The 24,807-nt window shown below is 62.2% G+C and carries 27 protein-coding genes and 2 tRNA genes; 15 read left to right on the top strand and 14 right to left on the bottom strand.

Translation table 11 applies throughout. From position 1 onward, the window contains the following. Positions 1-5 precede the first annotated feature (5 nt). The 3 genes from gcvA to ACOJB8_RS04300 all read left to right on the top strand — a co-directional run bounded on the left by gcvA (position 6) and on the right by ACOJB8_RS04300 (position 2,761). Complete coding sequence (gene gcvA / locus ACOJB8_RS04310) at positions 6-902, top strand: transcriptional regulator GcvA (protein ID WP_475011123.1); 897 nt, start codon at positions 6-8, stop codon at positions 900-902. Between the two features lie 130 nt (positions 903-1,032). After that, on the top strand, positions 1,033-1,344 hold the full coding sequence (locus tag ACOJB8_RS04305) for a winged helix-turn-helix transcriptional regulator (protein WP_475011122.1): 312 nt from the start codon (positions 1,033-1,035) through the stop codon (positions 1,342-1,344). Between the two features lie 34 nt (positions 1,345-1,378). Then, on the top strand, positions 1,379-2,761 hold the full coding sequence (locus tag ACOJB8_RS04300; protein WP_368602734.1) for an MFS transporter: 1,383 nt from the start codon (positions 1,379-1,381) through the stop codon (positions 2,759-2,761). 49 nt (positions 2,762-2,810) lie between these two features. Here ACOJB8_RS04300 and ACOJB8_RS04295 read toward each other — a convergent pair whose 3' ends face one another. From ACOJB8_RS04295 to ACOJB8_RS04285, 3 genes are all read right to left on the bottom strand, one after another. Further along, positions 2,811-3,713 (bottom strand): DMT family transporter, encoded by a 903-nt coding sequence (locus ACOJB8_RS04295; RefSeq protein ID WP_475011121.1) that lies wholly within the window; start codon positions 3,711-3,713, stop codon positions 2,811-2,813. 292 nt (positions 3,714-4,005) lie between these two features. Beyond that, entirely contained in the window at positions 4,006-4,962 is a 957-nt protein-coding gene (locus tag ACOJB8_RS04290) for an alpha/beta hydrolase family protein (RefSeq protein WP_475011233.1), read from the bottom strand. A 218-nt stretch (positions 4,963-5,180) separates the two neighbouring features. Beyond that, positions 5,181-5,606 carry a glutathione S-transferase family protein gene (locus tag ACOJB8_RS04285; protein WP_368602736.1) on the bottom strand — a complete coding sequence of 142 codons (426 nt, stop codon included), beginning with the start codon at positions 5,604-5,606 and terminating at the stop codon, positions 5,181-5,183. Positions 5,607-5,802: 196 nt separating this feature from the next. Between ACOJB8_RS04285 and ACOJB8_RS04280 the strand changes: the two genes are divergently transcribed. Then, entirely contained in the window at positions 5,803-6,375 is a 573-nt protein-coding gene (locus tag ACOJB8_RS04280) for a cysteine hydrolase family protein (protein ID WP_141710623.1), read from the top strand. 143 nt (positions 6,376-6,518) lie between these two features. On the opposite strand, the gene ACOJB8_RS04275 is transcribed toward ACOJB8_RS04280, so the two are convergent. From ACOJB8_RS04275 to ACOJB8_RS04260, 4 genes are all read right to left on the bottom strand, one after another. Next, positions 6,519-6,827, bottom strand: a complete 309-nt coding sequence (locus tag ACOJB8_RS04275; RefSeq protein ID WP_069263525.1) for a DUF4148 domain-containing protein — start codon at positions 6,825-6,827, stop codon at positions 6,519-6,521. A 285-nt stretch (positions 6,828-7,112) separates the two neighbouring features. Beyond that, positions 7,113-7,730, bottom strand: a complete 618-nt coding sequence (locus tag ACOJB8_RS04270) for a response regulator transcription factor (protein ID WP_342949778.1) — start codon at positions 7,728-7,730, stop codon at positions 7,113-7,115. A gap of 28 nt (positions 7,731-7,758) precedes the next feature. Beyond that, on the bottom strand, positions 7,759-9,429 hold the full coding sequence (locus ACOJB8_RS04265; RefSeq protein WP_475011119.1) for an MASE1 domain-containing protein: 1,671 nt from the start codon (positions 9,427-9,429) through the stop codon (positions 7,759-7,761). Between the two features lie 369 nt (positions 9,430-9,798). Then, positions 9,799-10,815 (bottom strand): 1-aminocyclopropane-1-carboxylate deaminase, encoded by a 1,017-nt coding sequence (locus ACOJB8_RS04260; RefSeq protein ID WP_069263105.1) that lies wholly within the window; start codon positions 10,813-10,815, stop codon positions 9,799-9,801. A 195-nt stretch (positions 10,816-11,010) separates the two neighbouring features. Between ACOJB8_RS04260 and ACOJB8_RS04255 the strand changes: the two genes are divergently transcribed. Further along, positions 11,011-11,511: an Lrp/AsnC family transcriptional regulator gene (locus ACOJB8_RS04255; RefSeq protein WP_342949775.1), complete on the top strand. Its 501-nt coding sequence runs from the start codon at positions 11,011-11,013 to the stop codon at positions 11,509-11,511. Between the two features lie 108 nt (positions 11,512-11,619). On the opposite strand, the gene ACOJB8_RS04250 is transcribed toward ACOJB8_RS04255, so the two are convergent. Further along, positions 11,620-11,695 (bottom strand) — tRNA-Ala (locus ACOJB8_RS04250). 276 nt (positions 11,696-11,971) lie between these two features. Next, positions 11,972-12,056: transfer RNA gene (locus ACOJB8_RS04245), tRNA-Leu, on the bottom strand. A gap of 428 nt (positions 12,057-12,484) precedes the next feature. Here ACOJB8_RS04245 and ACOJB8_RS04240 point away from each other — a divergent pair. The 3 genes from ACOJB8_RS04240 (at position 12,485) to ACOJB8_RS04230 (ending at position 16,313) form a co-directional block, all read left to right on the top strand. Further along, positions 12,485-13,531 carry a ligase-associated DNA damage response exonuclease gene (locus tag ACOJB8_RS04240; RefSeq protein WP_475011116.1) on the top strand — a complete coding sequence of 349 codons (1,047 nt, stop codon included), beginning with the start codon at positions 12,485-12,487 and terminating at the stop codon, positions 13,529-13,531. Beyond that, complete coding sequence (locus ACOJB8_RS04235) at positions 13,528-15,195, top strand: ATP-dependent DNA ligase (RefSeq protein WP_342949774.1); 1,668 nt, start codon at positions 13,528-13,530, stop codon at positions 15,193-15,195. Before ACOJB8_RS04240 ends, ACOJB8_RS04235 begins: the two co-directional genes overlap by 4 nt. A 203-nt stretch (positions 15,196-15,398) precedes the next feature. Then, entirely contained in the window at positions 15,399-16,313 is a 915-nt protein-coding gene (locus ACOJB8_RS04230; protein WP_069263102.1) for a DUF72 domain-containing protein, read from the top strand. On the opposite strand, the gene ACOJB8_RS04225 is transcribed toward ACOJB8_RS04230, so the two are convergent. Next, the gene (locus tag ACOJB8_RS04225) at positions 16,298-16,807 is read right to left on the bottom strand and encodes a CinA family protein (RefSeq protein WP_342949773.1); all 510 of its coding nucleotides are present in this window, start codon (positions 16,805-16,807) and stop codon (positions 16,298-16,300) included. The two genes, ACOJB8_RS04230 and ACOJB8_RS04225, sit on opposite strands and share 16 nt — an antisense overlap. Before the next feature lie 351 nt (positions 16,808-17,158). Between ACOJB8_RS04225 and ACOJB8_RS04220 the strand changes: the two genes are divergently transcribed. After that, positions 17,159-17,824, top strand: a complete 666-nt coding sequence (locus tag ACOJB8_RS04220; protein ID WP_083245162.1) for a UdgX family uracil-DNA binding protein — start codon at positions 17,159-17,161, stop codon at positions 17,822-17,824. Positions 17,825-17,833: 9 nt separating this feature from the next. On the opposite strand, the gene ACOJB8_RS04215 is transcribed toward ACOJB8_RS04220, so the two are convergent. Continuing rightward, entirely contained in the window at positions 17,834-19,072 is a 1,239-nt protein-coding gene (locus ACOJB8_RS04215; protein WP_342949802.1) for a DNA topoisomerase IB, read from the bottom strand. 215 nt (positions 19,073-19,287) lie between these two features. On the opposite strand from ACOJB8_RS04215, the gene ACOJB8_RS04210 reads away from it, so the two are divergent. Continuing rightward, the gene (locus ACOJB8_RS04210; protein ID WP_475011112.1) at positions 19,288-19,734 is read left to right on the top strand and encodes a phasin family protein; all 447 of its coding nucleotides are present in this window, start codon (positions 19,288-19,290) and stop codon (positions 19,732-19,734) included. A 137-nt stretch (positions 19,735-19,871) separates the two neighbouring features. On the opposite strand, the gene ACOJB8_RS04205 is transcribed toward ACOJB8_RS04210, so the two are convergent. Next, on the bottom strand, positions 19,872-20,414 hold the full coding sequence (locus tag ACOJB8_RS04205; RefSeq protein ID WP_342949771.1) for a DUF4142 domain-containing protein: 543 nt from the start codon (positions 20,412-20,414) through the stop codon (positions 19,872-19,874). Positions 20,415-20,594: 180 nt separating this feature from the next. Between ACOJB8_RS04205 and ACOJB8_RS04200 the strand changes: the two genes are divergently transcribed. Continuing rightward, positions 20,595-21,125, top strand: a complete 531-nt coding sequence (locus ACOJB8_RS04200; protein ID WP_342949770.1) for a hemerythrin domain-containing protein — start codon at positions 20,595-20,597, stop codon at positions 21,123-21,125. 70 nt (positions 21,126-21,195) lie between these two features. Here ACOJB8_RS04200 and ACOJB8_RS04195 read toward each other — a convergent pair whose 3' ends face one another. Further along, on the bottom strand, positions 21,196-21,681 hold the full coding sequence (locus tag ACOJB8_RS04195) for a GNAT family N-acetyltransferase (protein WP_368618319.1): 486 nt from the start codon (positions 21,679-21,681) through the stop codon (positions 21,196-21,198). A 311-nt stretch (positions 21,682-21,992) separates the two neighbouring features. After that, positions 21,993-22,247 (bottom strand): DUF6723 family protein, encoded by a 255-nt coding sequence (locus ACOJB8_RS04190; protein WP_368602749.1) that lies wholly within the window; start codon positions 22,245-22,247, stop codon positions 21,993-21,995. Between the two features lie 388 nt (positions 22,248-22,635). Between ACOJB8_RS04190 and ACOJB8_RS04185 the strand changes: the two genes are divergently transcribed. The 4 genes from ACOJB8_RS04185 to ACOJB8_RS04170 all read left to right on the top strand — a co-directional run bounded on the left by ACOJB8_RS04185 (position 22,636) and on the right by ACOJB8_RS04170 (position 24,783). Continuing rightward, a complete protein-coding gene (locus ACOJB8_RS04185; protein ID WP_069263094.1) occupies positions 22,636-22,833 on the top strand; it encodes a hypothetical protein in 198 nt (65 codons plus the stop codon). A 63-nt stretch (positions 22,834-22,896) separates the two neighbouring features. Next, the gene (locus ACOJB8_RS04180; RefSeq protein ID WP_475011107.1) at positions 22,897-23,070 is read left to right on the top strand and encodes a hypothetical protein; all 174 of its coding nucleotides are present in this window, start codon (positions 22,897-22,899) and stop codon (positions 23,068-23,070) included. A gap of 283 nt (positions 23,071-23,353) precedes the next feature. Further along, positions 23,354-23,644: a hypothetical protein gene (locus ACOJB8_RS04175; RefSeq protein ID WP_475011106.1), complete on the top strand. Its 291-nt coding sequence runs from the start codon at positions 23,354-23,356 to the stop codon at positions 23,642-23,644. A 374-nt stretch (positions 23,645-24,018) separates the two neighbouring features. Continuing rightward, positions 24,019-24,783 carry an inositol monophosphatase family protein gene (locus ACOJB8_RS04170; protein ID WP_342949766.1) on the top strand — a complete coding sequence of 255 codons (765 nt, stop codon included), beginning with the start codon at positions 24,019-24,021 and terminating at the stop codon, positions 24,781-24,783. The last annotated feature ends 24 nt before the right edge of the window (positions 24,784-24,807 follow it).

The raw sequence follows: 24,807 nt of genomic DNA, 5'->3' as shown, positions 1-24,807 counted from the left end.
GGTCGATGTCGCGTCGTCTGCCGCCGTTGAACGCCCTGCGCGTATTCGAAGCCGCCGCCCGCGCGGAGAGCTTTTCCATGGCGGCCGAGGAGCTTTGCGTCACGCACGGGGCCGTTAGCCGACAAGTTCGGCAACTGGAGGACTGGCTTGGACTCGATCTGTTCGAACGCAGCGGCCGCAGGGTCGTCTTGACTGCGTCGGGGCGCGCCTACCTGGCCGAGGTATCGGCGGCGCTGGATCGCATCGCGCTGGCCACCAGTGAGCAGCTTCGGGCCACGCGCGCACAGATCGTGAGGGTCAACGCGCCGACGACGTTCGCGTTGCGCTGGCTATTGCCGCAACTTTCCAGCTTCCAGCTGACCCATCCGGCAGTGGAGGTCCGGCTGACGACTTCGGACGAGCCAATCGAAAAGCTCGGCGACGAATGCGACGTGGCGATTCGCGGCAGCGAGCAATCGGCGGGCTATGCGGTCAAGGAGTTTTTATCGGAAGTCCGGCTCCCGGTGTGCTCGCCCAAGGTACTGGAGTCTCATCCGATACACCGTGTTTCGGACCTCGCGCACCACACCCTGCTTCACACGGCGACCTATCCCGGCCTTTGGGCGGAATGGCTTGCCGCGAGCGGCCACCCCGGGCTTGCCACGCGCCATTCCCAGCAACTCGATCACTTTTATTTGACCCTGCAAGCCGCCATCGACGGCCTGGGGATCGCAATGGGACCTACCGCGCTCGTCGCGCTCGACGTCAAAGAGGGCCGTCTCGTCTTCCCGTTCGACGGCCCCGCCCTGCCGGCATGGCGCTATTGCAGCTATGTCCGCGAAGCACGCCTCGACGATCCTGCGATCAACACCTTTCTGGCCTGGTTGCGCGAACTCGGCCAGCGCTTTTCACATCACGCGTAGCGCTGGATTGGCGCAGCGCCTGCTCCGCGGTCGCCGGTTGACAGTGCGAACTCGATGCTTTAAAAAGTAAAGCATGAAAATTCCACGGCCAGGACAACCTGTACGCGGCTCGACCACCGGACGGCCAATCATGGTCGTGCTGGACCTGCTCGGGCGGCGTACCGCACTGCGGATACTGTGGGAACTTCGCGGCGAGGCGCTGACGTTTCGCGCACTCCAGGAAGCGTGCGACACGAATGCCCGCCTGCTCAATACGCGGCTCGCGGAATTGCGGGCGTCCGGTCTCGTCGCGCATGGCGCTGGCGGTTACCGCATGACAGCCGAAGGCAGGAAGCTCCTGGCCGCATTGCAACCGCTGCTGGCCTGGGCGCATCAGTGGGCCGAGCGCGATCCGCAAGGGTTCGACGCCGCCGATCCCGATCACGCCGACCGCGAGGCGTAATTCGCGGTTTTTCATACAAGGGATGTTGCACACCGTGAATCATCTCCGCTGGAAGATCGTGGCAATGCTCGTTGCGCCACTGACGTTCGTGATGACGCTCGACCGCACGGCCATGGCTGTCGCGGCCCCGACGATCCAGAATGAACTGGGCCTGTCGATCGTCGAGATGTCGATGATTCTCACGATCTACTTCTGGGCGTATGCAATCGGGCAGATACCGGCCGGCCGTGCTGCCGAGCGCTTCGGGTCGCGCAAGGTGCTGTTCGGCACGAGCACGCTCTGGTCGCTCATGATGCTCGCCACGCCGCTGGGCACCTCGTTCGCCTGGCTCTTCGGATGCCGCCTCGTGCTGGGCGGGGCGCAGTCTGCGGACTGGTCGAGCAGTGTCGTCGCGCTCAAGCGCTGGGTTCCGGCCAGCGAGCGTGCGAAAGGCAATGCCCTGCTGCTCGCCGGGCTCTATCTTGGCCCGATCGTTTCGGCGCCGCTCACGGCGTGGACCATCGCCCGGTTCGGCTGGCACGCCGTTTTCTTCGGATTCGGCGCGCTGGGCCTGCTGCTCGGCGCGATCTGGTGGTTCGGCTACCGCGACACGCCGGCGGCGCACCCACTCATCACAAAGGCGGAAGTCGAGTACATCGCCGCCGGCCAGCCACCCGAGCGCGTGGCAGCCAGGGGTGCGCTCAGGCGCTGCCTGAAGCAGCCGCGCTTCTGGATCTTCGGTGTCCAGTACTTCCTGCTGGTGCTGATCCAGAGCTTCTACACGACGTGGCTGCCGACCTATCTCATGCGTGCGCGCGGGCTATCGCTCAAGGCGATGGGTCTGTACGCATCGTTGCCCTGGGTTGCCGTGTTCGTGGCGGTATTCGTCGCGGGGGCATTCAGCGACTGGCTGCTTCGAAAAACCGGCTCGATCTATCGGGCGCGCACGCCCGTTGCAATGACCGGATTCGTCGTGAGCGCGCTCGCATTGACGGCGGCCTCGCGTGCGGAATCGATGGCGATGGTCATCGGCTTGCTGTGCCTCTCTTTTGCCGCGGTGGGATTCGTGCAGGTGGTCGTGTGGTCGGCCACGCAGGATCTCGGGCGCGCGTTCGCCGGTGTCATGTCGGGCTGGACGAACGTGTGGGGCGCCCTCTCGAACGTCGCGGGCCCCATGACGCTGGCGTTGATCGTCAAGGTGACGCACAGCTGGGCAAGCGGCATGATCGTGATCGGCGCGGCGGCCGCCTGCGGTGCGCTGCTATGGCTGTTCGTGCACCCCGAGCGCCCCTTGCTCGGCGACGACGCGGCCGGACCGCTGCCGCCTGCAGAAACGGGCGCGGCACCGGAGACCGTCGATACCGGTGAGGTGTCCGAGGATGGTGGCTTTGCCGATGGCTCGCATGCGGTCAACGAAAGTCTCCATCGGCAGCGTTGAGTGTCTACCCTACGTCATGCCTCCCGGCCGAACGCCGGCGGATGACACGTCAGGCGAGCGGTCCTTCCTTGTCTTTCCGGCTGACCGAGACCGAAATGGCGCTGCCGACGATGAGTGCAATTCCCACCAGTGACAGCGGCTGAAGCATCTCGCCCCAGATGACGTAACCGAATAGCGCCGCCCAGACGATGCTCGTGTAGTTATACGGTGCGAGCTTCCCGACGTCCGCCTGGCGAAAAGCGACCGTCATCAAGATCTGACCTGCGGTCGCGAACGCGCCAAGAAGTGCCATGATCAAGAGCGCCTTCACAGATGGGGTGCGCCAGTTGAACACGACAGTAAGACCGGTAACGACCGTCCCTACGAGGGTGAAAAACAGAACCGTCGTCACCGAGTCGTCGGTAGATCGTATGCGTTTGATCTGGACGATGGACAGCGCGCCGAAGAAAGCACTGAGGAGAAGGAACACTGGACCGAGCCAGCTCGACTGACCGCCACCCGGGCGCACCACGAGCAGCACACCGCAGAATCCGACGAGCGCCGCGGCGACTCCACTTCCCGTCAATCGCTCTCGCAAAACCAAAGGCGCGAGCAGGATGACGATTAGCGTTTCCGAATACGCGAGTGCAACCGCTTCTCCCAATGGGACGTAAGGCAAGCCGGCAAAGAAAAGTCCTGAGGCGCCGAGGAGCGTCAGCGCACGTGCAGTCTGCCCTTTGATGTCGATGTTGGCCAGGCGCTCGGTTATCGAAAAACGCCCACGGCGGCACATCGCGACTGCCGGCGCCAGACCGAAGAGCATCCGGAAGAAGGTGACTTCATTTGCTGGATATTGCAGCGCGACTGTCTTCGCCAGTGCATCCACTACAGCGAAGCAAAACATCGAAGCCAGTATGGTGGCCACGCTGTTCAGCGCAAGCGATGTCGTTCGTGTTGCGCTGGATGATGGCATGGCGAGGCGCAGATGTGGTGAGTATTGGCATCATCGCATATGGCCTGCGTCCAAATGGCGAAAGTGGCCGACCGCGACTTGAACGGACAGGCAGGTGGCAATGGCCGAACAGTTGCATTTAAGGCTGCGCCAGCTCGAACGGCATCGCAACGTATATTGCGGCGCGATGCGAGTTTGTATGCGGCCGGCGCGTTCTGGTTGCCAGCACGCACGAACGGCAACTTTCAAGGTGCAATGGACGCTCGCCGCCCGCCTCATCCGGTACGTGCGGTCCGCCGGACCATGCTGGGATCTACCGAAGATTCGCTTGAAAAAACGTGAGCACCATTTCGTCAAACTGCTTGTGAAAGACTATCCGGTTGAAGCCGTTCGCATCGACGCAGAGGTCCGGCTCATTGTTCTTCATTGCCGCAGGACATGGAGCAAGAAAAGCAAAATGCGCCGCGCTGGAAACAATGTGATATTCAGGCCTGTGAGGAAGGGTCCTGGCGAGTGCGTCGGCGTTGCGCGGCAGCACGCCGGCGCCACCGAACTGGGAAGCCCAAAGCTGAATGGGCGCTTGCACATTCTTCAGGCTCGCCGCGGTTGGGAATGCATTGAACGGGTCCGCCAGCACAAAGGCTTTGATCCGTGCGTCATGAGTCAGGTGTTCGGTGGACACCACTCCACTTCGAACCTGTTTGCAAATCGGGGCGCCCGGGTCCGGGCACGTAATATCGGCGTGCGGGAAATCCGGGTTGCCGCCGGCCAACACCAGGCCCGTGTAGCCGCCGCGCGAAAAGCCAAAAAAGCCTATCCGTTGCGGGTCGATTCTGGCTGCGTCGGGGGCGGTGCTCAACATGTAATCGATAAGACGCTTGATGTCGGTCGGTCGCTCGACGAACACAGACATATCGTCGGCCCGGGTCATATCAGAGAATGTATCGCCTGGATGATTGATTGCCGCCACGACAAAGCCCGCCTCGGCCAGCGTCTCGGCAAGGTCTCTGTGGCCAAGGTACGATCCGGCATAGCCGTGCGAAATGACTACGAGGGGAAGCTTTTCGCCAACGGTCGGACAGTCGCGCCGCCCCTTCAGGACATATGGACCGATCGGCACCTCCTGGGCAGGCTCAGCACACGGTGTCCACACGATCGCTTTTAACGTCGGACCGGCGGCATCAGCCGGAATCTGCGCGAACTTTATTCCCGCGGCGTGTGCAATTGCCGTAGACAGGCACAACAGAAGGGCCAATATGGACGTTTTCATGTGGTTTTGCGAGGCGAGTTGTCTGCTTCCAATATCCTGATCGGCGGTATCACTGCGAAACGGCTCGAAGGTCGAATTCGGTCGGATCCTGATTTTATCCCCGTGCGCCAACGGCGGGATTTCGGATGATGCGGTCGCTCAGGTGTCCGATTTCCCAAGCAGACCAAACGCTCAATCGCTGGACGCGCGATTCGTCAGCTCGCAACTTCGCGCGCCTTCTAGTCACGCACGATGGCGTGCGGATCGATGGTGTAAGGATGCACGGGAGTGTTGGGACCAATCTCGGCAGCGACGCGCGACAGCCAGGCAGCGAGTGCACGGTAGGCTGGCAGGTCGATACCGATATCGCCTGCCAGGTGGGTATATGCGTAGATCGATATGTCGGCAATGGACAGGCCGTCACCGACCAGGAAGGTCGCATCCGTCAGGGACCGATCGAGGGCTCGCAGCGCCTTCGTGGCGGTCTCCTGTTTGTCTGGGACCATCGCAGCATTACGCTTTAGCCGCCCCGTCAATGTCCAGAAACGCAAGGAGCCGATGACCGGTTCGATGTAGTACTGCTCGAAGCTGAGCCATTGAGCAACCTTGGCGCGCCCGAATCGCTCAGAAGGCAGGAAGGCGGTCCCCTCAGACAGGGGCGGCAATTGTTGCGGGCGAAAATGCGGACCGACTCAAACCGACACGCAGACGATACTTCGTCTGCATGGCTAACCATGCGCGACGACATAATGTACTATTTGCACGGCAGTGGAACGTCGCGTTCGCAATACACGCTTCTCCGCGTTCGACGTTCTCGCGTTGTGAATATGAACCGCGTGTCGAAAGACAGGAGAACTGTGAATGGAGTCGATCCCGCCAATCGCGCCGGCCCAAACCGCGCTTCTCGTCATGCACTATCAGACCGACATTCTCGGGCTCTTCCCATCGGTCGCGCCGGCCTTGCTTGCCAATACGCGCAAGCTCTGCGACGCGGCGCGGACCAAAGGCGTCAGCGTTTATTTCGCCAACCTCCGCTTCAGCCCGGGCTATCCAGAAGTCAGCCCATTGAACAAGAATGGGCAGGGAATCAAGCAACTCGGTCTCTTTGTCGACGACCATATCCCGCCGGAGTTAGGGCGGCAGGCTTGCGAACCCGTCATCGTTGCACACCGGGCCAGTGTGTTCTTCGGCACCGACTTGCAGGCACGACTTCTCGCACAAGGTGTCGATTCGCTGATTATGGTCGGCATTGCATCGACGGGCGTTGTGCTGTCGTCGGTCGCGTATGCGAGCGACGCGGACTTCCGCCTGTACACGGTCAAGGATTGCTGCTATGACCCGGATCCGGTGGTACATGAACACCTGTTCTCCACCGCATTCGATTCGCGCACCACGGTACTCTCGCTCGCGGATGCCTTGCTGCTGCTCGCCTAGATGATCCTCGCCTTCTCTCCCCCAAACCCCGCGAAGCAATCAAAAAGCCCCTCTCGATTCGGAAGAGGGGCTTTCGCGTAACGTGTGATGCGTTGGTGCGACGTGCTGTGAGACCACTCAGGACAGTGCGACGACGCACTGTCTTACTGACCGAAGTAAACCGGCTTCAAACCGGGAATGGCCGCCGCGGGCGCGCCAGACGCTGACGATCCGCTGACCATCCCGCCGTAACTGCTCCCGCCGTTCTGCGCAGCCACGCGCGCTTCGGCAGCCTGGATATCGGCTGGATAGCTTGCATTGTCGCCGTCACCGACGTGATAGCCAGCCTGTTCGAGCTGGACGAGTTCGGCGCGAACTTGTTCAGTTGTCACGGGGCCGTTCGACTGTGCGAGCGAGAGCACCGGAGCAGCCGCGATAGTAAGGATAACGACAGTTTGAGCAAGGTATTTCATGATTCCTCCTGCAACGAACGAGATCTTGCTCAAGGCGAACCTCCTTGCCTTGAGCACGACTGGGTTGAACATATGCAAACTATCGGCGCTCGAGGGCTGCGACAGCGAGCGTCGCGCAGGCTCGCATCGCCATGCGCTTGCTGCTGCACGGCTTCGGCAAACGCCCGGCGACAGAGCGTCGGCGTTGGGTAGATAAGACTGTATGCGCCGACTCCATGTGCATGGACCAGGCACCTGTCCTAAAAGAGGCTAGGGGATTGCCTTATTCGGCGGGCTGGCTCAGCCCTATTGGCTCTCGATCCACTGAATGGCGAAGCGCGTCAGCTCCTTGCCGCTACGGATGTTCAGCTTTTCCTTGATATTGGCCTGGTGCGCTTCGATGGTCTTCACGCTCCGGTTCAGCTTCTCTGCGATATCGCGGGTGCTGAAGCCGAGTCCGATCAGGTGCAGAACTTCGAATTCCCGTTCCGAAAGGTTCGCAATTTGGCTCTCGGCCTTTTTGTGTGGGACGGCAAGCGCCCGCGCCAGCTTCTCGTGCATGGCGGCGCTCATGTAGATATTGCCCGCCAGCACTTCGCGGATAGCGCTCACGACATGCTCCGTGGCCTCGAGTTTCATGAGATACCCGTTTGCCCCGGACCGCAGTGCGCGTTCGGCAAACAGGCTTTCGTCGTGCATGCTAAGGACAAGGATTGCCAGATCCGGATAACGGTGCCGCAGCGTCTTGACCAGCTCGAGGCCGGAGTCCGTCTGCAGGCTGATGTCCACAATGGCCATGTCGGGCAGACACTTCATCGCCGCGAGCGCTTCGTCTGCGCTGCCCGCTGCACCGCAGACGTGCAGATCCTCCTGCAGATTGAGCAAGAGCGTCATCCCGTCCCGGATGATGGGGTGGTCATCCACGATCAGGATTTGAGTCGCACGGCCTGGGCTAGCGCATTTCCTCTGCACGGCCAGTACCCTCCGGTAGCGGATAGCTAATGGCGACGGTGGTGCCGCCCAAGCCGTTGCGGGTCACGGTGCAGGAGCCGCCCAGAAGGCTCGCCCGGTGGCGCAGGTTGTGCAGTCCAAGACCCGCGGCACGCTCCATTTCCTCAGGGCCGATGCCTACCCCATCGTCGCTGATCGAGAGCGTCTGCAGACCGCCCGCCCGCTCGAGGTCGATCCAGATGCGGTGGCCACGACAATATTTCAGCGCGTTGTTGACGGCTTCCTGTGCGGCTCGGTACAGGTTGATCTGCAGCAGCGGGTCCAGCAAGTCCACATCCGGCGCGATCCGCAGCTTGCAATCTACGCCATCGAGCGCGCCAGCCGTCTCCGCCAGCGCTTGCAATGCGTCCGCAAGTCCGCCGTATTCCATCGCGACCGGATCGAGGCCGTGGGCGATCCTGCGGGTCATCAGGGACGCCTGCTTCGCGAGGCCGACGACGGTAGCGGCGTCAGCGGCGGCCGGGTGGCCCTGGGTCTGCAGTTTCTGATTCAACGCCGCGCAGTACAGTCCCAGGCTGGTCAGGTGTTGCCCAAGTCCGTCGTGCAGTTCCTGGCCGATGAGTCTCTGCTGCTGATCGCCGATCCGGATCAGCTCGCCCTCCAGCAAACGGCGTCGCTGCATCTCATCTTTTAGCTCGTTGTTCGCCTTCGCGAGGTCTTCGGTGCGCTCCTCCACGCGTCGCTCGAGTTCGATGTGGGCCGCCTGCAGCAGATCATGGGCGCCCTGTTCCTGAGCGCGTGCCGCCGCCAGCAGCAGTCCCGTCACCGCCACGACGTTCGCGAAGGCGCACCACCTCACCAGGCTGTCCACAGGAGATTCGGCGGCAAAGGGCCCCGTACCGTGGGTAGTGCCCCAGATAGCCACGACCGAGACCACTAGCGTGACGATGCTCGCGCCAAGGCGATCGAAGCGCAGCGCCGCCCAGATAATGAATGGAAAGATCGCGAGCGCTGCCGGGTAGTAGCCGTGCCCCGCAAGTTGCGGGGCACCGAAGATGAGGTAGCTCACCCAAAAGGTCGCAGCAATCAGTCCGCACGCTTCCATGATCCGCTGTGCGGATCGCACAGGGTTTGAATACGTAAGGAGGCTGAACAGGGCCGGCGCCACGACGAGAACCCCCATCATGTCGCCGAGCCACCATTTCAGAAAGGCTGCGGCGTACCGGGCGGCAGGCACGAGTCCCCCTCCCAGCAGGGCGGTCGTGCCGATCAGCGCACTGACCCCCGTACTCGCCACCGCAGCGAGGGCGATGAAGGCCAATACATCGTTGATGCGCGCAAGGGTGATCCGGAATCGTGTCGCGCGGTTGAGCAATAGCGCTGCCGTCAACGGTCCAGCCACGGAGCCGATGCTTATCGCCGCGGCCACGGCAGCAGGCACGCCGCTCGACACGTTGGCGAGGAAGGACCCGACGGCAATACCCGGGGCGACTTCGATGCCGAGTGCGAGCAGCGCAACGAGTGCGATGCCGCTGGAAGGCCATACGAGTGAGATTGCGCCGCCCACTACCGCATAGGAAAGGCCTAGCTTTGCACCGGCGAAATACGCCAGGGCGACCATTCCGGTGTGCAGGAAAAGGCTGAATCTGGAAGTGTCCCGAACGGTAGCCATTTTCGCTTCCAATCCGGAAGCCGGAGTGCGGATACGCTACGTGCCCCCCGGGGGCGAACGCGGAGGGAGCCGCCCGTCAGTCCGTGAGTCACTCGGCGCTTGTTCCCGACCTGACTTTATGATTGTGGTGGCACCCACCGCGTTAATCAAACACTACACAGCACGCCTTATGCGTGAAGTGCTTCACGTTACGGCGTCATTTCGCTGACGATCGCCAACGCCGCAAACATCGAACCGTTTACGGCCTCATGTCGTAACGCCTTTCAACAACGTCAGGTTCTTCGCTCGTTGGTGCTGGTCGGATGCACACCGTGATCAAAGTCAAAGACCGTGGCGTCCGCCTCGCGCGCCAGCGAACCGCGTTTGAACTCAGCCGTCGCGGAAAATAAAGCTGTAAGCGCTCAAAGCCGGCACGCCGCCCAGATGCGCGTACAGCACCTTCGACCCCGGCTCGAATTCGCCACGGCGCACTTTGTCGATCATGCCGTGCATCGACTTGCCCTCGTACACGGGGTCGGTCAGCACGCCCTCCAACCGCGCGCACAAACGAATCGCCTCCAGCGTGCCTTCGTTCGGCAGCCCGTACTCAGGGCCGCCGTAACGTGTGTCGAGAATCACGTCCTTGTCGCTGATATCGCGGTTGAGATCGACGAGCCCGGCGGTATGACGTGCGATGCGCGCGATTTGCGCGTGGGTCTTCTCCGGCGTAGCCGAAGCGTCGATGCCGATCACGCGGTCCGCCCGGCCGTCCGCCGCGAAGCCGACCACCATGCCCGCCTGCGTGCTGCCTGTCACCGAGCACACGACGATGTAGTCGAACTTGAAGCCCAATTGCGCCTCCTGCGCCCGCACCTCCTCGGCAAAGCCCACGAAACCGAGGCCGCCGAGCGGATGCTCCGAGCAGCCCGCCGGTATCGCATACGGTTTGCCACCCGCCGCGCGCACGCTCTCTAGCGCCTCCTCCCAGCTCGGTCGAATGCCGATGTCGAAACCGTCCGGCACGAGCCGCACGTCCGCGCCCATCATGCGTGACATCTGGATGTTGCCTACGCGGTCGTAGACGGCATCGGAATAGTTGACCCAGTTCTCCTGGACCAGCACGCACTTCATGCCGAGATGCGCAGCGACGGCTGCAACCTGACGCGTCTGGTTCGACTGGATGCCGCCAATCGAGACTAGCGTGTCGCAACCTTGAGCGAGCGCGTCGGGAATCAGGTACTCGAGCTTGCGCGTCTTGTTGCCGCCAAACGCGAGTCCGCTGTTGCAGTCCTCGCGCTTCGCGTAGAGCTCGACCTTGCCGCCGAGGTGCTGGCTCAGGCGCTTGAGCGGTTGGATGGGCGTGGGTCCGAAAGTGAGTGGATAACGGGGAAAACGCTGGAGGTTCATCGAATATCTCCGGGAGGTCGGCTCATGCGGGGCGTCGTCAACGGTCGGTACGCGCCTGGAACGCGCAATCCGATGGAGAAATGTTAGGCGCGATGCCGCGAAATGAGCTTGCTAAAAAAATATCGACGGCCTACGTTTAAAGCATTCGTTTTGGCTTCGAAAAACTTTTAATGTGCAAAACGGTTAAACGACGCAATGAAATTAACCAGACACTCTCCCGCTACGCCGAATGAGCCGCCTGCATTGGATCGCATCGATCGCGCGATCCTCAGGCATTTGCAGCAGGACGCATCGATTTCAAATGTCAGCCTCGCTGCCAGGGTGAAGCTCAGTGCGCCCGCGTGCCTGCGGCGTGTGGAACGGCTCAAGGAGTTAGGGCTGATACGCGGAATCGTCGCGCTGCTCGACCCGAAGGCGCTCGGCGCAGGCATGCTGGTCGTGATCGGCTTCGTGCTCGACCGCTCGACGCCCGAGGCGTTCGCCGCATTCGAGAAAGCGGCCCAGAAGGTTTCAGGCTGTGTGGAATGCCACGTCGTGACCGGCGAATTCGATTACTTCATGCTGGTGCGCACGCGCGACAACGAAAGCTTCAACCAGCTGCATGCGGAGCAGTTGTTGTACTTGCCGGGCGTGCGGCAGGTTCGCAGCTTCATGGTGCTCAAGGAGATTCTGTCGACGCATGCGTTACCGCTGTGACGGTGCGCGCGAATGCAATCCATTGAAAATGGCTGCGCGAATTTCGATGCGATGCGGGGAAGTGAATCAGGATGATGAAGCAACGTGCTCGAAGGCCACGCGTTCTGTTGGTGGAGGTAAGCGGGATCGAACCGCTGACCTCTTGCATGCCATGCAAGCGCTCTCCCAGCTGAGCTATACCCCCATGCAGAACGGCTTCTGCGCCAGTGGGATGACGCAGAATCGAACAGGTCAGCTTGCGGACCTGCTCGAAGAGCGGCGATTATATACGCGGCGCACGCATCCTCGCAAGCACTCCCGCGCGCTCGCCTGGAACTATGCTGGAGTCCTTACGATTGCCCGCAAAATAAAAAGCCGGCTTATCAGCCGGCTCTCTTGCGCCATTCGCAGCAGAAGCGCGCGAATGCAATTCGTACCAGTATCACCACGCAGTTCCGCGCACGATACTCGATTCAATTTTTGGTGCCGACGGCGAGACTCGAACTCGCACAGCTTTCGCCACTACCCCCTCAAGATAGCGTGTCTACCAATTTCACCACGTCGGCAATCCAATACAACTCGGGACGCGTAAAGATCCCGTCTCTTCTCGCCTCGTGGGCTCGAAGGGTCGCCATTGTATCGACTCGCCGCGCATTTTTGAAGGCCCCGCGCGAAGATTTTTTGAAGCCCCGCGCCAACGCTTAAAACTCCGGCGTTGAAGTCAATTCAGGCGTGCGCCCGAGTCCCACGCCCGGTGATTCGACCCCGCCGCACTCCAGCAGCGCCGATTGGCCGCATTCTCCAGCCTTTCTTTGGTCGCTCATGACTATCTCCGCAGTTAATATCGCCTTGAGCGCATCGCGCGTGCCGGCAAAAGTTCGCCCTGCGTGGCGCCCGCGCCGGCATTCTGCAGTGATCCGGGAACATGTCTGGCTCCAGCTTTGTGAACCCACTCATAGGCTCCACGATCGTCGCGAGCGACGAGCCCAACGACATGAATACCTCCTCCGATTTGATCATTGCCCTTCCTGAGGGACTGTACTGCCCGCCGGGGGCGTTTTACATCGATCCATGGCAGCCGGTCGAACGGGCGATCATTACTCATGCGCATGCTGACCATGCACGCGTTGGTCATCGCCACTACCTGACGGCACAAGCGGGACTCGGCGTACTGCAGACCCGATTGCCAGGTATCGCAGTGCAGGGTTTGCCGTACGGCGAACAGATCGAAGTCAATGGCGTGCGCGTGTCACTGCATCCGGCAGGACACGTGCTCGGCTCGGCCCAGGTGCGGCTCGAGCATGCCGGGTGTGTATGGGTCGCATCGGGCGACTACAAGATCGAACCGGACCCGACATGCACGCCGTTCGAACCGGTCCGGTGCGACACGTTCATCACGGAATCGACTTTCGGCTTGCCTGTCTACCGGTGGGAACCGTCGCATGCCGTATTCGACGGCATCAACGCCTGGTGGCGGCATAACGCGGCCCAAGGGCTGGCGTCGGTGCTGTTTTGCTATTCCTTCGGCAAAGGGCAGCGTGTGCTCGCCGGCGTGGACCCTGGCATCGGCCCGATCTTCTGCCACGGCGCCGTCGAAACGTTGAATCGAATCTATCGTGATGCGGCAGTCGACTTGCCCGCGACGCGACGCGTCGGCGAAATCCCGATGCACGACAAGGCCGCATTCAGAAACGCGCTGATCATTGCGCCGCCCTCCGCGAAAGGCAGCGCGTGGACACGGCGTTTCGGCGAGCATCGCGACGCATTGGCATCTGGCTGGATGCGTTTGCGCGGTGCGAGACGCAGGCGCGGAGTCGACCGGGGATTCGTCTTGTCGGATCATGCGGACTGGCCCGGTCTCAACGATGCCATCAAAGCAACTGGCGCTGAGCGCGTGATCGTCACGCACGGTTACATCGAGCCGATGGTGCGATGGCTTCTCGAACATGGATTCGATGCCGGCACCTTCGCAACCGAATATGGCGGCGACGCGATCGAGGCAGACGCCGATGCCGCCACGACGGAGGACGCGCCGAAATGAAACGGTTTGCGGCACTCTACGCAGCGCTCGACGCGACGACGTCCACCAACGACAAGCTCGAAGCATTGGTTGCCTATTTTTCCGGCGCCGAACCTGAAGACGCGGCGTGGGCGGCGTACTTCCTCGCAGGTGGGAAGCCTCGCCAGTCGGTGCCTACGCGAATGCTGATCGAATGCGCACGCGATTGCGCCGGCCTGCCGCAATGGCTGTTCGACGAGTCATATCAGGCAGTCGGCGACCTCGCAGAGACGATCGCGCACGTGCTGCCGCCAGCGTCGCGTGAATCGGAACTGGGTCTGGCGCAATGGGTCGGGCAGCGCCTGCTGACGTTGCGAGGCAGCGAGCCGGACGCCGTACGCGAGCGTTTGACCGCCTACTGGGACGAACTGAACTGGAGCGAGCGGTTTTTGCTCACCAAGCTCATCGGCGGCGGTTTTCGCGTCGGCGTCTCACGGCAGCTCGTCGTGCGCGCGCTCGCGCAGGTCGCGGGCGTCGACCACAAACGCATCGCGCAGCGCTTCGTCGGGTGGACGCATTCGCACAAGACACCGACAGCCGCCGGGTATCTCCGGCTAATCACCGCTTCGGCCGATGGCGACGACACCGACACGCCGCAAGCCACCGACATCGGCTTGCCCTATCCGTTCTTTCTCGCGCATCCGTTGCAGGCCGACCCCACAACGCTCGGCCCGACCGCGGACTGGATCTTCGAATGGAAATGGGACGGCATTCGCGCACAACTCGTCAAACGCGCAGGACGCGTCTGGATCTGGTCGCGGGGCGAAGACCTCGTAACCGAACGTTTTCCGGAGCTGGAGGCGATGGCTGCTGCGTTGCCGAACGGCTCGGTCATAGACGGGGAAATTCTCGCGTGGGAACCGGGGGCGAGTGCACCATTGCCATTCGCGCGTCTGCAGCCGCGTATCACGCGCAAGTCGCTGACCAGAAAGGTGCTCAGCGAGTCGCCCGCCGCGATGGTCGCATACGACCTGCTCGAAGCCGAGGGTCGCGATCTGCGCACGCAACCGCTCGAAATACGACGCGCGCGACTCGACGCGCTTGTCCAGTCGTTGTCGCAATCGCCCGCGACCGAATTGCTGCGCGTATCGCCGGTCGTGGCCGCCGAAGACTGGAACGCGATCAGGCAATTGCGCGAGGAGAGCCGCGCGCGCAGCGTCGAAGGGTTGATGCTGAAACAGCGGACATCGATGTACGGCGTCGGACGTACCAAGGCATCGGGTACGTGGTGGAAATGGAAGATCGATCCGTTTTCGATCGACGCCGTGCTGCTGTACGCCCAACGTGGTCACGGCCGGCGGGCGAGCCTCTTCACGGACTACACGTTTGCGGTCTGGGACGAAGCAGACGGCGTGCGCACGCTGGTGCCGTTCGCCAAGGCGTACTCAGGACTCACCGACGAAGAAATCCGCAAAGTCGATGCAATCGTGCGCAAGACGACAATTGAGAAGTTCGGACCGGTGCACGGCGTCACACCAACCCTGGTGTTCGAGATCGGCTTCGAAGGAATTCAGGCAAGCTCGCGGCATAAGTCGGGCATCGCAGTGCGCTTTCCCCGGATGCTGCGTTGGCGCACCGACAAGTCAGTCGAGGACGCGGATACGCTCGACATGCTCAAGGGCTTCTTGAGCGAGGCACAGACATGAGCGCGTTCGCACCTGGCGCCTGAGTGTTGCGAGCGAGCGAGCCGCTTTCGTTGTGACGACGCCGCGGCCGCCATTACGCATGACTCGTACCTGTCAGGTCTTCGTTGGGTGCGCGGGAACAGGCTGTGCTGAGTGTCAGCAAACACCCGACTGGGATGAAGCGCGGCAGTGCTCCCGTTCGCAAGATCGAAGAGGAAACCATCATGGGCAAAGTGCGGATCGGCATTTCCGGCTGGCGCTATGATGGTTGGCGCGGCACGTTCTATCCGCCCGGCTGGCCGCAAAAGCGCGAGCTCGACTTCGCGTCGCGCGCCGTGCAGACCATCGAAATTAACGGCACGCACTACAGTCTGCAATCGCCGGCATCGTTCGAGCACTGGCGCGACGAAACGCCGGAAGGTTTCGTCTTCAGCATCAAGGGCGCGCGCTACCTCACACACATGCTGCGCTTCCGCGACGAAACGGCAACCATTGCGTGCGCGAACTTCTTTGCGCAAGGGTTGCTCGCACTGAACGACAAGTTGGGGCCTTTACTCTGGCAGTTCCCGCCAAATTACACCTTCCATGTCGAGCGCCTCGAACGCTTCCTCGCACTGCTGCCGCCCGACACGGAAGCCGCACTGCGTCTGGCGAGGCGCCACGACGCGCGGGTGAAGGCTCCGTGGCTCACCATCGACCAGAACCGGACCATGCGCCACGCCATCGAAATCCGTCATGCGAGTTTCGTTGTCCCTGCGTTCGTGGATCTGCTACGACGCTATCGGGTCGCGCTCGTGGTGTCCGACTCCACCGAGCCGTGGCCGTATGCCGAGGACGCCACGGCCGACTTCACCTACGCGCGGCTGCATGGCTCAACTGGAAGATATGCGGGCGCCTACAGCGACGCGTCGCTGGACAAATGGGAAGCCCGCTTCAGAGCATGGAGCGAGGGGAAATCCGCCGCGCACGCGCGACTCATCGCTCCGGAACTCGGTGCATCTGAGCGCAAGCCGCGCGACGTGTACTGCTATTTCGACAACGATCAGAAGACCGAAGCCCCTTTCGACGCTCGCCGGCTGATGACCCGGTTTGGTTGCGCGCAAGAAACGCCGCCACGTCGCGACTATACGGATTGCTGAGCAAGCTGGTTGAAGTAATGCTCAATACGCGAGAACGCGTATTGAGCGGCCGCGGCGCGAATCTCGTTGCGCGATCCCACAAAGCGCTCGGTTTCGGTGAAGGTCACGCATCGCCCATCTTCAAGACGCCAGGACCAGCCGAAGCACTGGGTGCCGGCCGGCGGCCCATTGCCGTCGCAGACCGCGTCGGCAACCCCGGTATTGGAGACGGCTACATCCGCGCTGCACCCATCCGCCGCCAGCGCTCCTTCGGCCATTTCGCGCGCGACCTCTTCGCTCGTGAGCCCGTAACGCTCCATCGTCTCTTCACGCACGCCGAGGAAACCGGCCTTTCCCGTGGGCGAATACGCGACGAACCCGACGTCCAGGCACCCACCGCTTCCCGGCACGGCAGCCAGCGTGGCGGCCATCAGTCCGCCCGTGCATGACTCCGCGGTGGCGAGTTTGCGCCCCACGGAGGTCAGAAATGAGACGACGTGCTGTTCGATACCCATCGCAAGTCTCCACGTTTTCCGGCACATCGCTCATTCCGGAACGACGGCGCTCACGGGCAACGTCCGCTTATGGCGCGTCGCTGCATGGAATCGCCGCATCATCAAACTCCCTTCGGATTTTTGAGCCGCGCTTTTCGCTCCCTCGCCTTCGTTCGCTCGGGTGCTGTCGTGTCCGCGCAAGCAGCGTGCCCTGGCTGCCGCCCGCGCGGTACGCCAGTTGCGCATCCTCCTGGACCGCAATAGCGATTCGCGTTTGTCGCGCGCGTCGCCCACCGTTTGGGGAGCAACGATGAAACTGGCCAGTCCGCGTTTCGTTCCAGTCAGCGCTCTCGCCGTGCGCGAGGCAACGCAGTGACATCGCGCACACCGCACGGCCATCGGGATCGCGACGAATCGCACCCCGCGCGCCGCACCGTTAGCCCGCAGGCCGATCCTCATCAGGAACCCGATTCGCTGGAAGCATGTCGGCGCTGCACGTTGTGGAAAGACGCCACCCACGGGGTGCCGGGCGCGGGCAACGCGCGCGCCACGCTGATGCTCGTCGGCGAGCAGCCCGGCGACAGCGAGGATCGCGCGGGTCTGCCGTTCGTCGGCCCGGCAGGCGCGCTGCTCGACACCGCGCTCGAAGAGGCGGGCATCGAACGGAAGGCCGTCTATGTGACCAATGCGGTTAAGCACTTCAAATGGGAACTGCGCGGCAAGCGCCGCCTGCACAAGACGCCTGCCCAGCGCGAGGTGGAAGCCTGCGCATACTGGCTCGAACGGGAACTTGCGCAAATCAGGCCGAAGGTCGTGGTCGCGCTCGGCGCAACCGCCTTGCGCGCGATTTTGCGCGACCCGAACGCGCGGCTGAAGGCCTACATGGAACACGCGGGTCGCATCGGCGATCTCGTCATCGTGGCAACCTGGCACCCTTCGTACGCGCTACGGGCGCCGAACGTCGAGGCGCGCGACAAAGCGCGCGCGCAGATCGTCGAGGCACTGCGTCTCGCAGACGCGCTTGCTGGCAAACGTTGACGAGCCGCGTCATGCAACGGTGTCGGCACGCGCGAATCGAGTCGAAGCAGACGAGCGCACGTGCCGCGACGCTGTCTTGCTCGTTTCCGGTTTCTGTGTCTTTGTCGCGCCGCCATTAGCGTGGTCCTTCGCCCCCTTCGCGCGTACTTTACGGCTCGTTTGCGCGAGCAGGCGGACGAGGCTCGCGTCGCTTGACTCGCCAGCGCGATCGCGGCGCGACATCTCACGCGTCCGCCGCTTCGCGTCGCGCTTCAGAAAGACGACGAGCGCCGCCTCGTCTGCCTTCAGTCCGCGCAGGCGCACTGCGGGTAGCGCCTGCGCGAGGGCGCCCGCCTCGAACGCTTCGATCACGGCCGGATGGATATAGCACTTGCGGCAAACCGCCGGCGTATTGCGCAGCATCTGGGAGATCTGCTTGACGGTGTCGGCGACGTGCTTGCGCGCCTGCGTCGTCGTTTGCCACTCCAGCTTGCGCAGCGCCGCAAGCGCAAACACGCTGCCCGCCCACGTGCGGTAGTCTTTTGCGGTGAAATCGGCGCCCGTGACCTCATGCAAATAGTCGTTGATGTCCGAGGAGGTGACAGAATACCGCGCGCCATCGGCATCGAGATACTGAAAGAGGTCCTGGCCCGGCAGTTCCATACAGCGCCTGACGATGCGCGCAACCCGTGCGTCGCTGACCGCGACGTCGTGCTCGATGCCGCTCTTGCCGCGAAACCGGAAGCGCAGCCGGTCAGACGACACTTCCAGATGCCGCTTGCGCATCGTGGTCAGGCCGTACGAGCGGTTCTCCCGCGCGTACTCCTCGCTGCCCACGCGAATCAGTGTGCTATCGAGCAGGCGCACGACGGTCGCCAGCACTTTGTTTCGCGGCATGCCGTCGAGCGCGAGATCGCGCGCCAGCCGGGCGCGCAATTTCGGCAGCGCGGTGCCGAACCCCAGCAAGCGCTCGTACTTGGTCGCGTCCCGTGTTTCACGCCAATACGGGTGATAGCGGTACTGCTTGCGACCCCGCGCGTCACGGCCCGTCGCCTGCAAGTGGCCACGCCCATCCGGGCAGATCCACACATCGGTATAGGCAGGCGGAACCGCCAATGCGTTGATACGGCGAATCTCGGCAGCGTCCTTGATGCGCTTGCCTCGCGTATCGAAGTAGACGAACGCTCCGTCGATCCGCTCGCGCGTGTACCCGCGATGCGAGTCATCGACATAGCGCAGGCCGCAAGGCCCGAGGTCAGTCGGCGATATGCCGCTCGCGCGCGCAGTACTTTTGCGGCCCGGCTTTCCTGAATTTGCGTGATTCTTTGCCACGGCTTGCCTCGGTCGGATTGCCTTGTTTGGGCACGAGGAGCAATAGCCGTGCCGCCAACGCCGGAGCGTAATTCTGCGCCGAGGCAGCGCGCAGCCGTACGTGCCGCCCTTCGTGCGAACCACCGGCCGCATCGGGAACAAGCAATGCGGCGATGCAGCAAGACCGCGGAACCCTATCTGCCCGGTCAAACCTCAAATCGGAGCCGATGATGATTGAACCACCGATCGCACTACCCGACGCAGGCCCAGGCAACGCGCCTGAACGAGTTACGTCCCTGGGCACGGAAATGAACGAGCTGGCACGCCTGTGTGTTGAGACCGCTGGCCGCATCGCAGAACTGAATAGCCATGCGTTCAGTACAACCCTGGATGAGCAGCGCGCAATCGCAATCGAATCGGCTAGCGAACGTTCGCCATTTGACGCATGGCGCTTGAACGCAGGCTATGCTTTAGCGGGCACAGTAAAGACTGCAGCCTACTGGCGGCACATCAACGAGATCATGCTTGGCGCGATCGTCGATTGCGTTAGCGGTATCGAAAGCCGCCTGAACCGGGACTTCATGGCCTGGAGTAACGCGTTCGAGGGCGCCACCTCGTAAGGGCATGCGGTGGGGGCCCGTGCGAGGGACACACGCCCCGCTCCCAACCGGTGCTGCGCGGGGTCAACAGAAGGCCTCACGCGCACCGCCGCAATGTTTCCTGCTGCAACGGCTGCCCCCGGGACGAAGCCGTTCACTCAGGAATGCGTACCGACTTTCTGGGCCAGTGCCTGGGCCATCCGGTAATGTTCTTCGATGGTTGGCAACGCCTTGCGCGCCGCCGCCTTCAGGCTGTCGTTCTTGCCGTCGCTGATTTCCTTCTGGAACGCGGCAACCGCTTCCTTGTGGCCTTCTACCCCCACCTTCTGCGCGTATGCACTGTCAAATTGCTCATCCTTGAGCGGCCGTAACGAATCGAGAATCGACGTATCGGAATTGTCCTTCGGCACCGTGACACCGTGCGGCGCCGCGAGCTTTAATTGCGCTGCAAGCTTCATATGATCGGCGATCATGTGCTCTGCAAATTTGTGCACGTCCTTGTTCTTCGTGTTATGCATGGCGAGCTTCGCGGCGTCGATTTCCGTCGATCCAGACATCGATGCCGCCTGAACGAAATCGCGATCCACATCCGGCAGCGGATTTGCCGCGGTGGCGGAAGCCGCTTGGGATTCTTGTGCTGTGGCCGCGAGCGGAAGACTGCATGCCATGGCCAAACCGAGAATAGCGAAAAGGAGTTTCATGGTTGACATCCTTGGGTCGTTGAACGGTCGCGGGGCCCATATGGACCGCGCATGGGCCGTCGCGCACGGTGCGTGCCGCGGCGCGTGCGGCCTCGCGCACCGCGCGGCCTGTTTTCATCGAGAGACCGGGAGCTGGGTACGCGCGGTGCGCCACACGGGCATGTCCCCTGGAGACCTGTCATGAACGAACCGAAACAGACCAGCGATGCGCTCGCGCTGCTGATCGCCGACCACCGCGCCGTCGATAAACTTTTCGATGCCTACCGGGGTGCCGGCGAGGCCACCGAAGATGCGCGCTTCACGATCGCCAAGCGAGCGTGCGAGCAACTCGCCGTGCATACGATGCTTGAGGAAGAGTTGCTCTACCCCGCTGCGAGCGAAGCACTACCCACACAGGCGCTTGATGTGGACGAGGCTCGAGTCGAGCACTACCTCGTGAAAACGCTCATCCAGCGCTTCACCACGCTGACACCCGCGCATGCTGGTTTCGACGCGACGTTCCGTGTGCTGGCCGACCTGGTTCGCCACCATGTCGAAGAAGAAGAGAAAGAGCTATTCCCGCTCTTGCGCCGCAGTAATCTGGACCTCGCAGCGCTGGGCCGGCGTATCGCGTCGCGCAAGGCCGAGCTCGATGCAAAGCTCGAGGCCGCCGGGGTGAAGAGCACCGGCGACAAGACGTTGGTGCTCTCGCACCTCGATATGCCGCTTTGAGATACCGCCCGGTGACGATGCTTCAAACACGGCGCAAATGCGAGGGATCACCGCGAAGAAGCGAGGCCGCTTAAGGCTGCGGTTTGACTGGAAGCGCTTTCCCGAAGCATCGAGCGTCGCTCATGGTCGTGTATTCGCCGTACGGGTCGATGTGTTGGTAACCGTGGCGCCGATAAAAGGCGATTGCGCGCCGGTTCGCCTCACGTGTCTGCAAGATGACCCGGCGAAAGTCCATTGCGGCGGCGAGTTCTTCGAGATATCGCAGAATCGCAGCGCCGGCTCCATGGAATTCGGCGCGCCGGTATATCCGCTTGAACTCCGCCACTTCAAACGAGAAACGGCGCAGGGCCCCACAGCCTATCGCCTGGCCGTCGGTGGTACGGGCAATGACAAAGGCGCCGCGCGGCGTCATCGCATCCTGCTCGTTGAATCGGGATTGGGCGCCATCACCGCAGTACAGCGCGACCATGGCGCTCAGTTCGTCGAGCAGTAAGCCCGCGTCGCGCGTAGCGGGATCCTCCCGTCGCACAGTGACCACTACGGGCGATTCCTTCATCGCGCATTTCCTCCCGGACCTAGTATTACGCACTCGCGTTGTCGCGCCGCGAGGTCTAGCCGCGCGTTCAGCGCAGCAGCGCCCAGCGTGTTTTCCATGAGGTCTGAGTGCTCATCGGGGCTCTCTTCCGCTCGGGGACGCGGCATCGCGCCCAGGCCCGATTCCGCATCGCTCATGCCCGGAACAGCCGCTGGCTCCGGTGTTGGTCGAAACCGCTTTTTCATGGCTTCCGTCGGCCAGGACAAACCCGGTGCATGAGCATCGGGGAGACCGAACCACCTCTGGATATCGACCACTCCAGCGATGCGTCATCAATCCTCGGGACGCTCGACATCCAGCCGCACAAACTCTTTGGCGAGTTCGCGCACGGCGAGTCGGGCTTCGTCGGCGGTTGCGAATGGCCCGGGAACGAGACAGCCGTCGAACGGGTAGATCAACTTCCCATCAGCCTTTCGCCTGATCCTTAGGTCTCCGACATATTGGCCCATCGCATTGATCCTCTGTCGGCAAACCACCTCGTAGCCCACAATTTGAAGTGCGTCTTCGGCGCGATCGGGCTTACCCATGGTTTTTCTCCCCCAAATACCGTCATAACAATCCCGCTTGATGCGCTGAGTGTCCAAGCATTCCGCGCACCTGACCTTACAAATGCGTCGTGTGGGTGAGCGCTCCGCGCGCTCAGCCCATGGGGAAACGCTTGTCCATAAGGATGCATTTACGGACACGCCTCCCTGATACTCGACAGGTGTCGGCTGGCATATGCTCCTATGAGCCACCAGCAAGCTACTTCCGGCCAAAAAGAGCGATCCGACTGGCGCACTACCAGCTCGCCTCGCGCATGTCACGCGGAGGTCGATCACACGCCACACGAGGAGGTGTGCGCGGTCAGATGTCGTTTCGGCGGAAAACTATCAGGGCGGCAAGACCGCTCGTTCGAGAATCCAGGAGACATAAGTGCTGAGCCCTCACGAATTTGCGACGCTCATGCTGGTCAAGTCATCGCCGGACCAGATCGACATGGGCCGCGAGGAACTCGACACACTGCTCGAGCAACAGCTCGTAGCACTCGAGAGCCTCGCCACCGGTATGCCGCGTCCGCGTATAACGGATGAAGGCGAATTCCTGCTCGAAACGATCATGCGAAAACGGTGACCGGCGCGCGGCACGCTCTTCGAAGAAGCCACCCGAAATGCGCCAGCCGGTTCCGAGGCAGCAGTGGCAGCATTCAGCTCGGCGATCACCGTGGCCAATGCGCTCTATGGGGCACTCGGGACCACCGGGCAGTCCGCGATCGAGGTTGCACAGGGCAAAGTCGATGTGATCGCCGACGCGGCGTCGAAAAGTGCGAGGCGCGTGAACCCGCAACGAGAACAAACGGCCAGGGAATGACGAGTGTCGCCGGCGCGAGGGCAACGTGACCGGATGCCGACTTGTTGAATGAAGGATGTATCGACAGGACAAGTACCACGGATCTCAAATCGGGATGAGCGTGAAAACGCGAGCCGCGCCTGCCGTCGCAGGGATCTGACGAATGTCCTGCGTCGACAAGGCGGAGATGGCCCGGACTCCAGCGTCACGTGGGACGACATGACCGCTCACGCGTGACCAGACGAGAGGGGCATGGGAAACAAAAATCTTCCAGCCGGTTACGGGGGGCAACGAGTAAGCTGCGATGGACGACGAGACTGAGCTACAAGCCCTGATACTTGCGGACCGCCATATCCACGAGGCGGTCTGGCGTATACGTAAGCAGCGTGCCTTACTGACGATCATCCACAGCGACGAACAACGGAAAGTCGGCGCCGTATTGCTGGCCGCCTTGTACGACGGTCTCAGGGTAGAAATCGGCACCGCCGTCTCATCCGGCATACGTGGTTTACCAGGCATCCCCCCGGTCAGAATAGTCAGCAATACGAAACGTAAGGGGTCGGGCTGTCCGTGGATACTCCGTCTCCGCCTGTGACACGGGCGGGCGCCCGAATGAACGGCGGCAGGAACAGAATATGCGCAGACGTTCACCGGGGTTAGGGTGAACGGTATGACTCACATACTTCACCTATCGATGCCGTTCATCAGTTCGCGATCTCCGGCTCAAGAAAAAGATCGGACAGCCTTCGCGGCCGTGGTCTCACTACGAAGCTAGAAAGCGAACTGTACGAACGGCTGGCATTCAGTATGCGGGCTTGCGTCAACATGAGTAGCGTACGAATCACCTTCCTGCGCGACGTCCCGAGGCGCGTTCAAGCCGGCAGGGAGCTTCGCAATGCACCGTCCTCGCGTGCCAGGCATGCACGGCGGACAGCGTCCAGGCGTTGCTGGGCTGTGAAGGAATCGAACATGTTGCCGACGGACGCCTGCGCGCTTCTCGAACTGCTCGGAGATGAGGCGCGAGCCGTTTCCCTGAAGTATTTCAGGACACAGCTCGACGTTACCGCAAAGTCCGACGATACGCCCGTCACGGTGGCGGACCGCGAGATTGAGCGACAGCTTCGGGAACGCATCCTGTCACGGTATCCTTCGCACAATATTGTGGGGGAGGAGGAAGGCGGAGACGTTGGGGATGGCATAACCTGGGTGATCGACCCCATCGACGGGACGAAAAGCTTCGTGGCAGGTCTGCCGCTGTTCGGCACACTCGTAGCAGTGCTTGAAGGGCGACGTCCCCGTTACGGCATGATTGAAGTCCCCGTACTCTGCGAGCGCTGGATCGGCAACGGCAATCGCACCGTTCTCAATGGGGTACCGTGCGAGGTCAGTGCGTGTAGGCAACTGCGAGATGCGCGGCTCTGCGCAACCGACCCCCAAACGTTCGCGGGCAAGGCGTCAACGGCCTTTTCAACCCTGTCGCGCGCTGTTTCAGTCACCCGGTTCGGCACCGACTGTTACGGCTACGCGTTGCTAGCCTCCGGACACGTTGACCTTGTTGTGGAAGCTGAACTGGAAATGTTTGACGTCATGGCGCTGATACCTGTCGTCCAGGGCGCGGGCGGCGTCGTGACGACATGGTCAGGTCGTCCAGTCGATAGACGTTTCGATGGCACGGTCATCGCAGCGGCGACCCCAGAGCTCCACGCCGAAGCGCTTCGATTCCTCGTGCAATAGGCTTCGAGGTTCCGCTACGTGCAC

It is taken from the genome of Paraburkholderia sp. BR10141, from assembly GCF_056155635.1.
The sequence above is the reverse complement of the archived record's forward strand: the minus strand, read 5'-3'. Positions and strand labels throughout refer to the sequence as shown.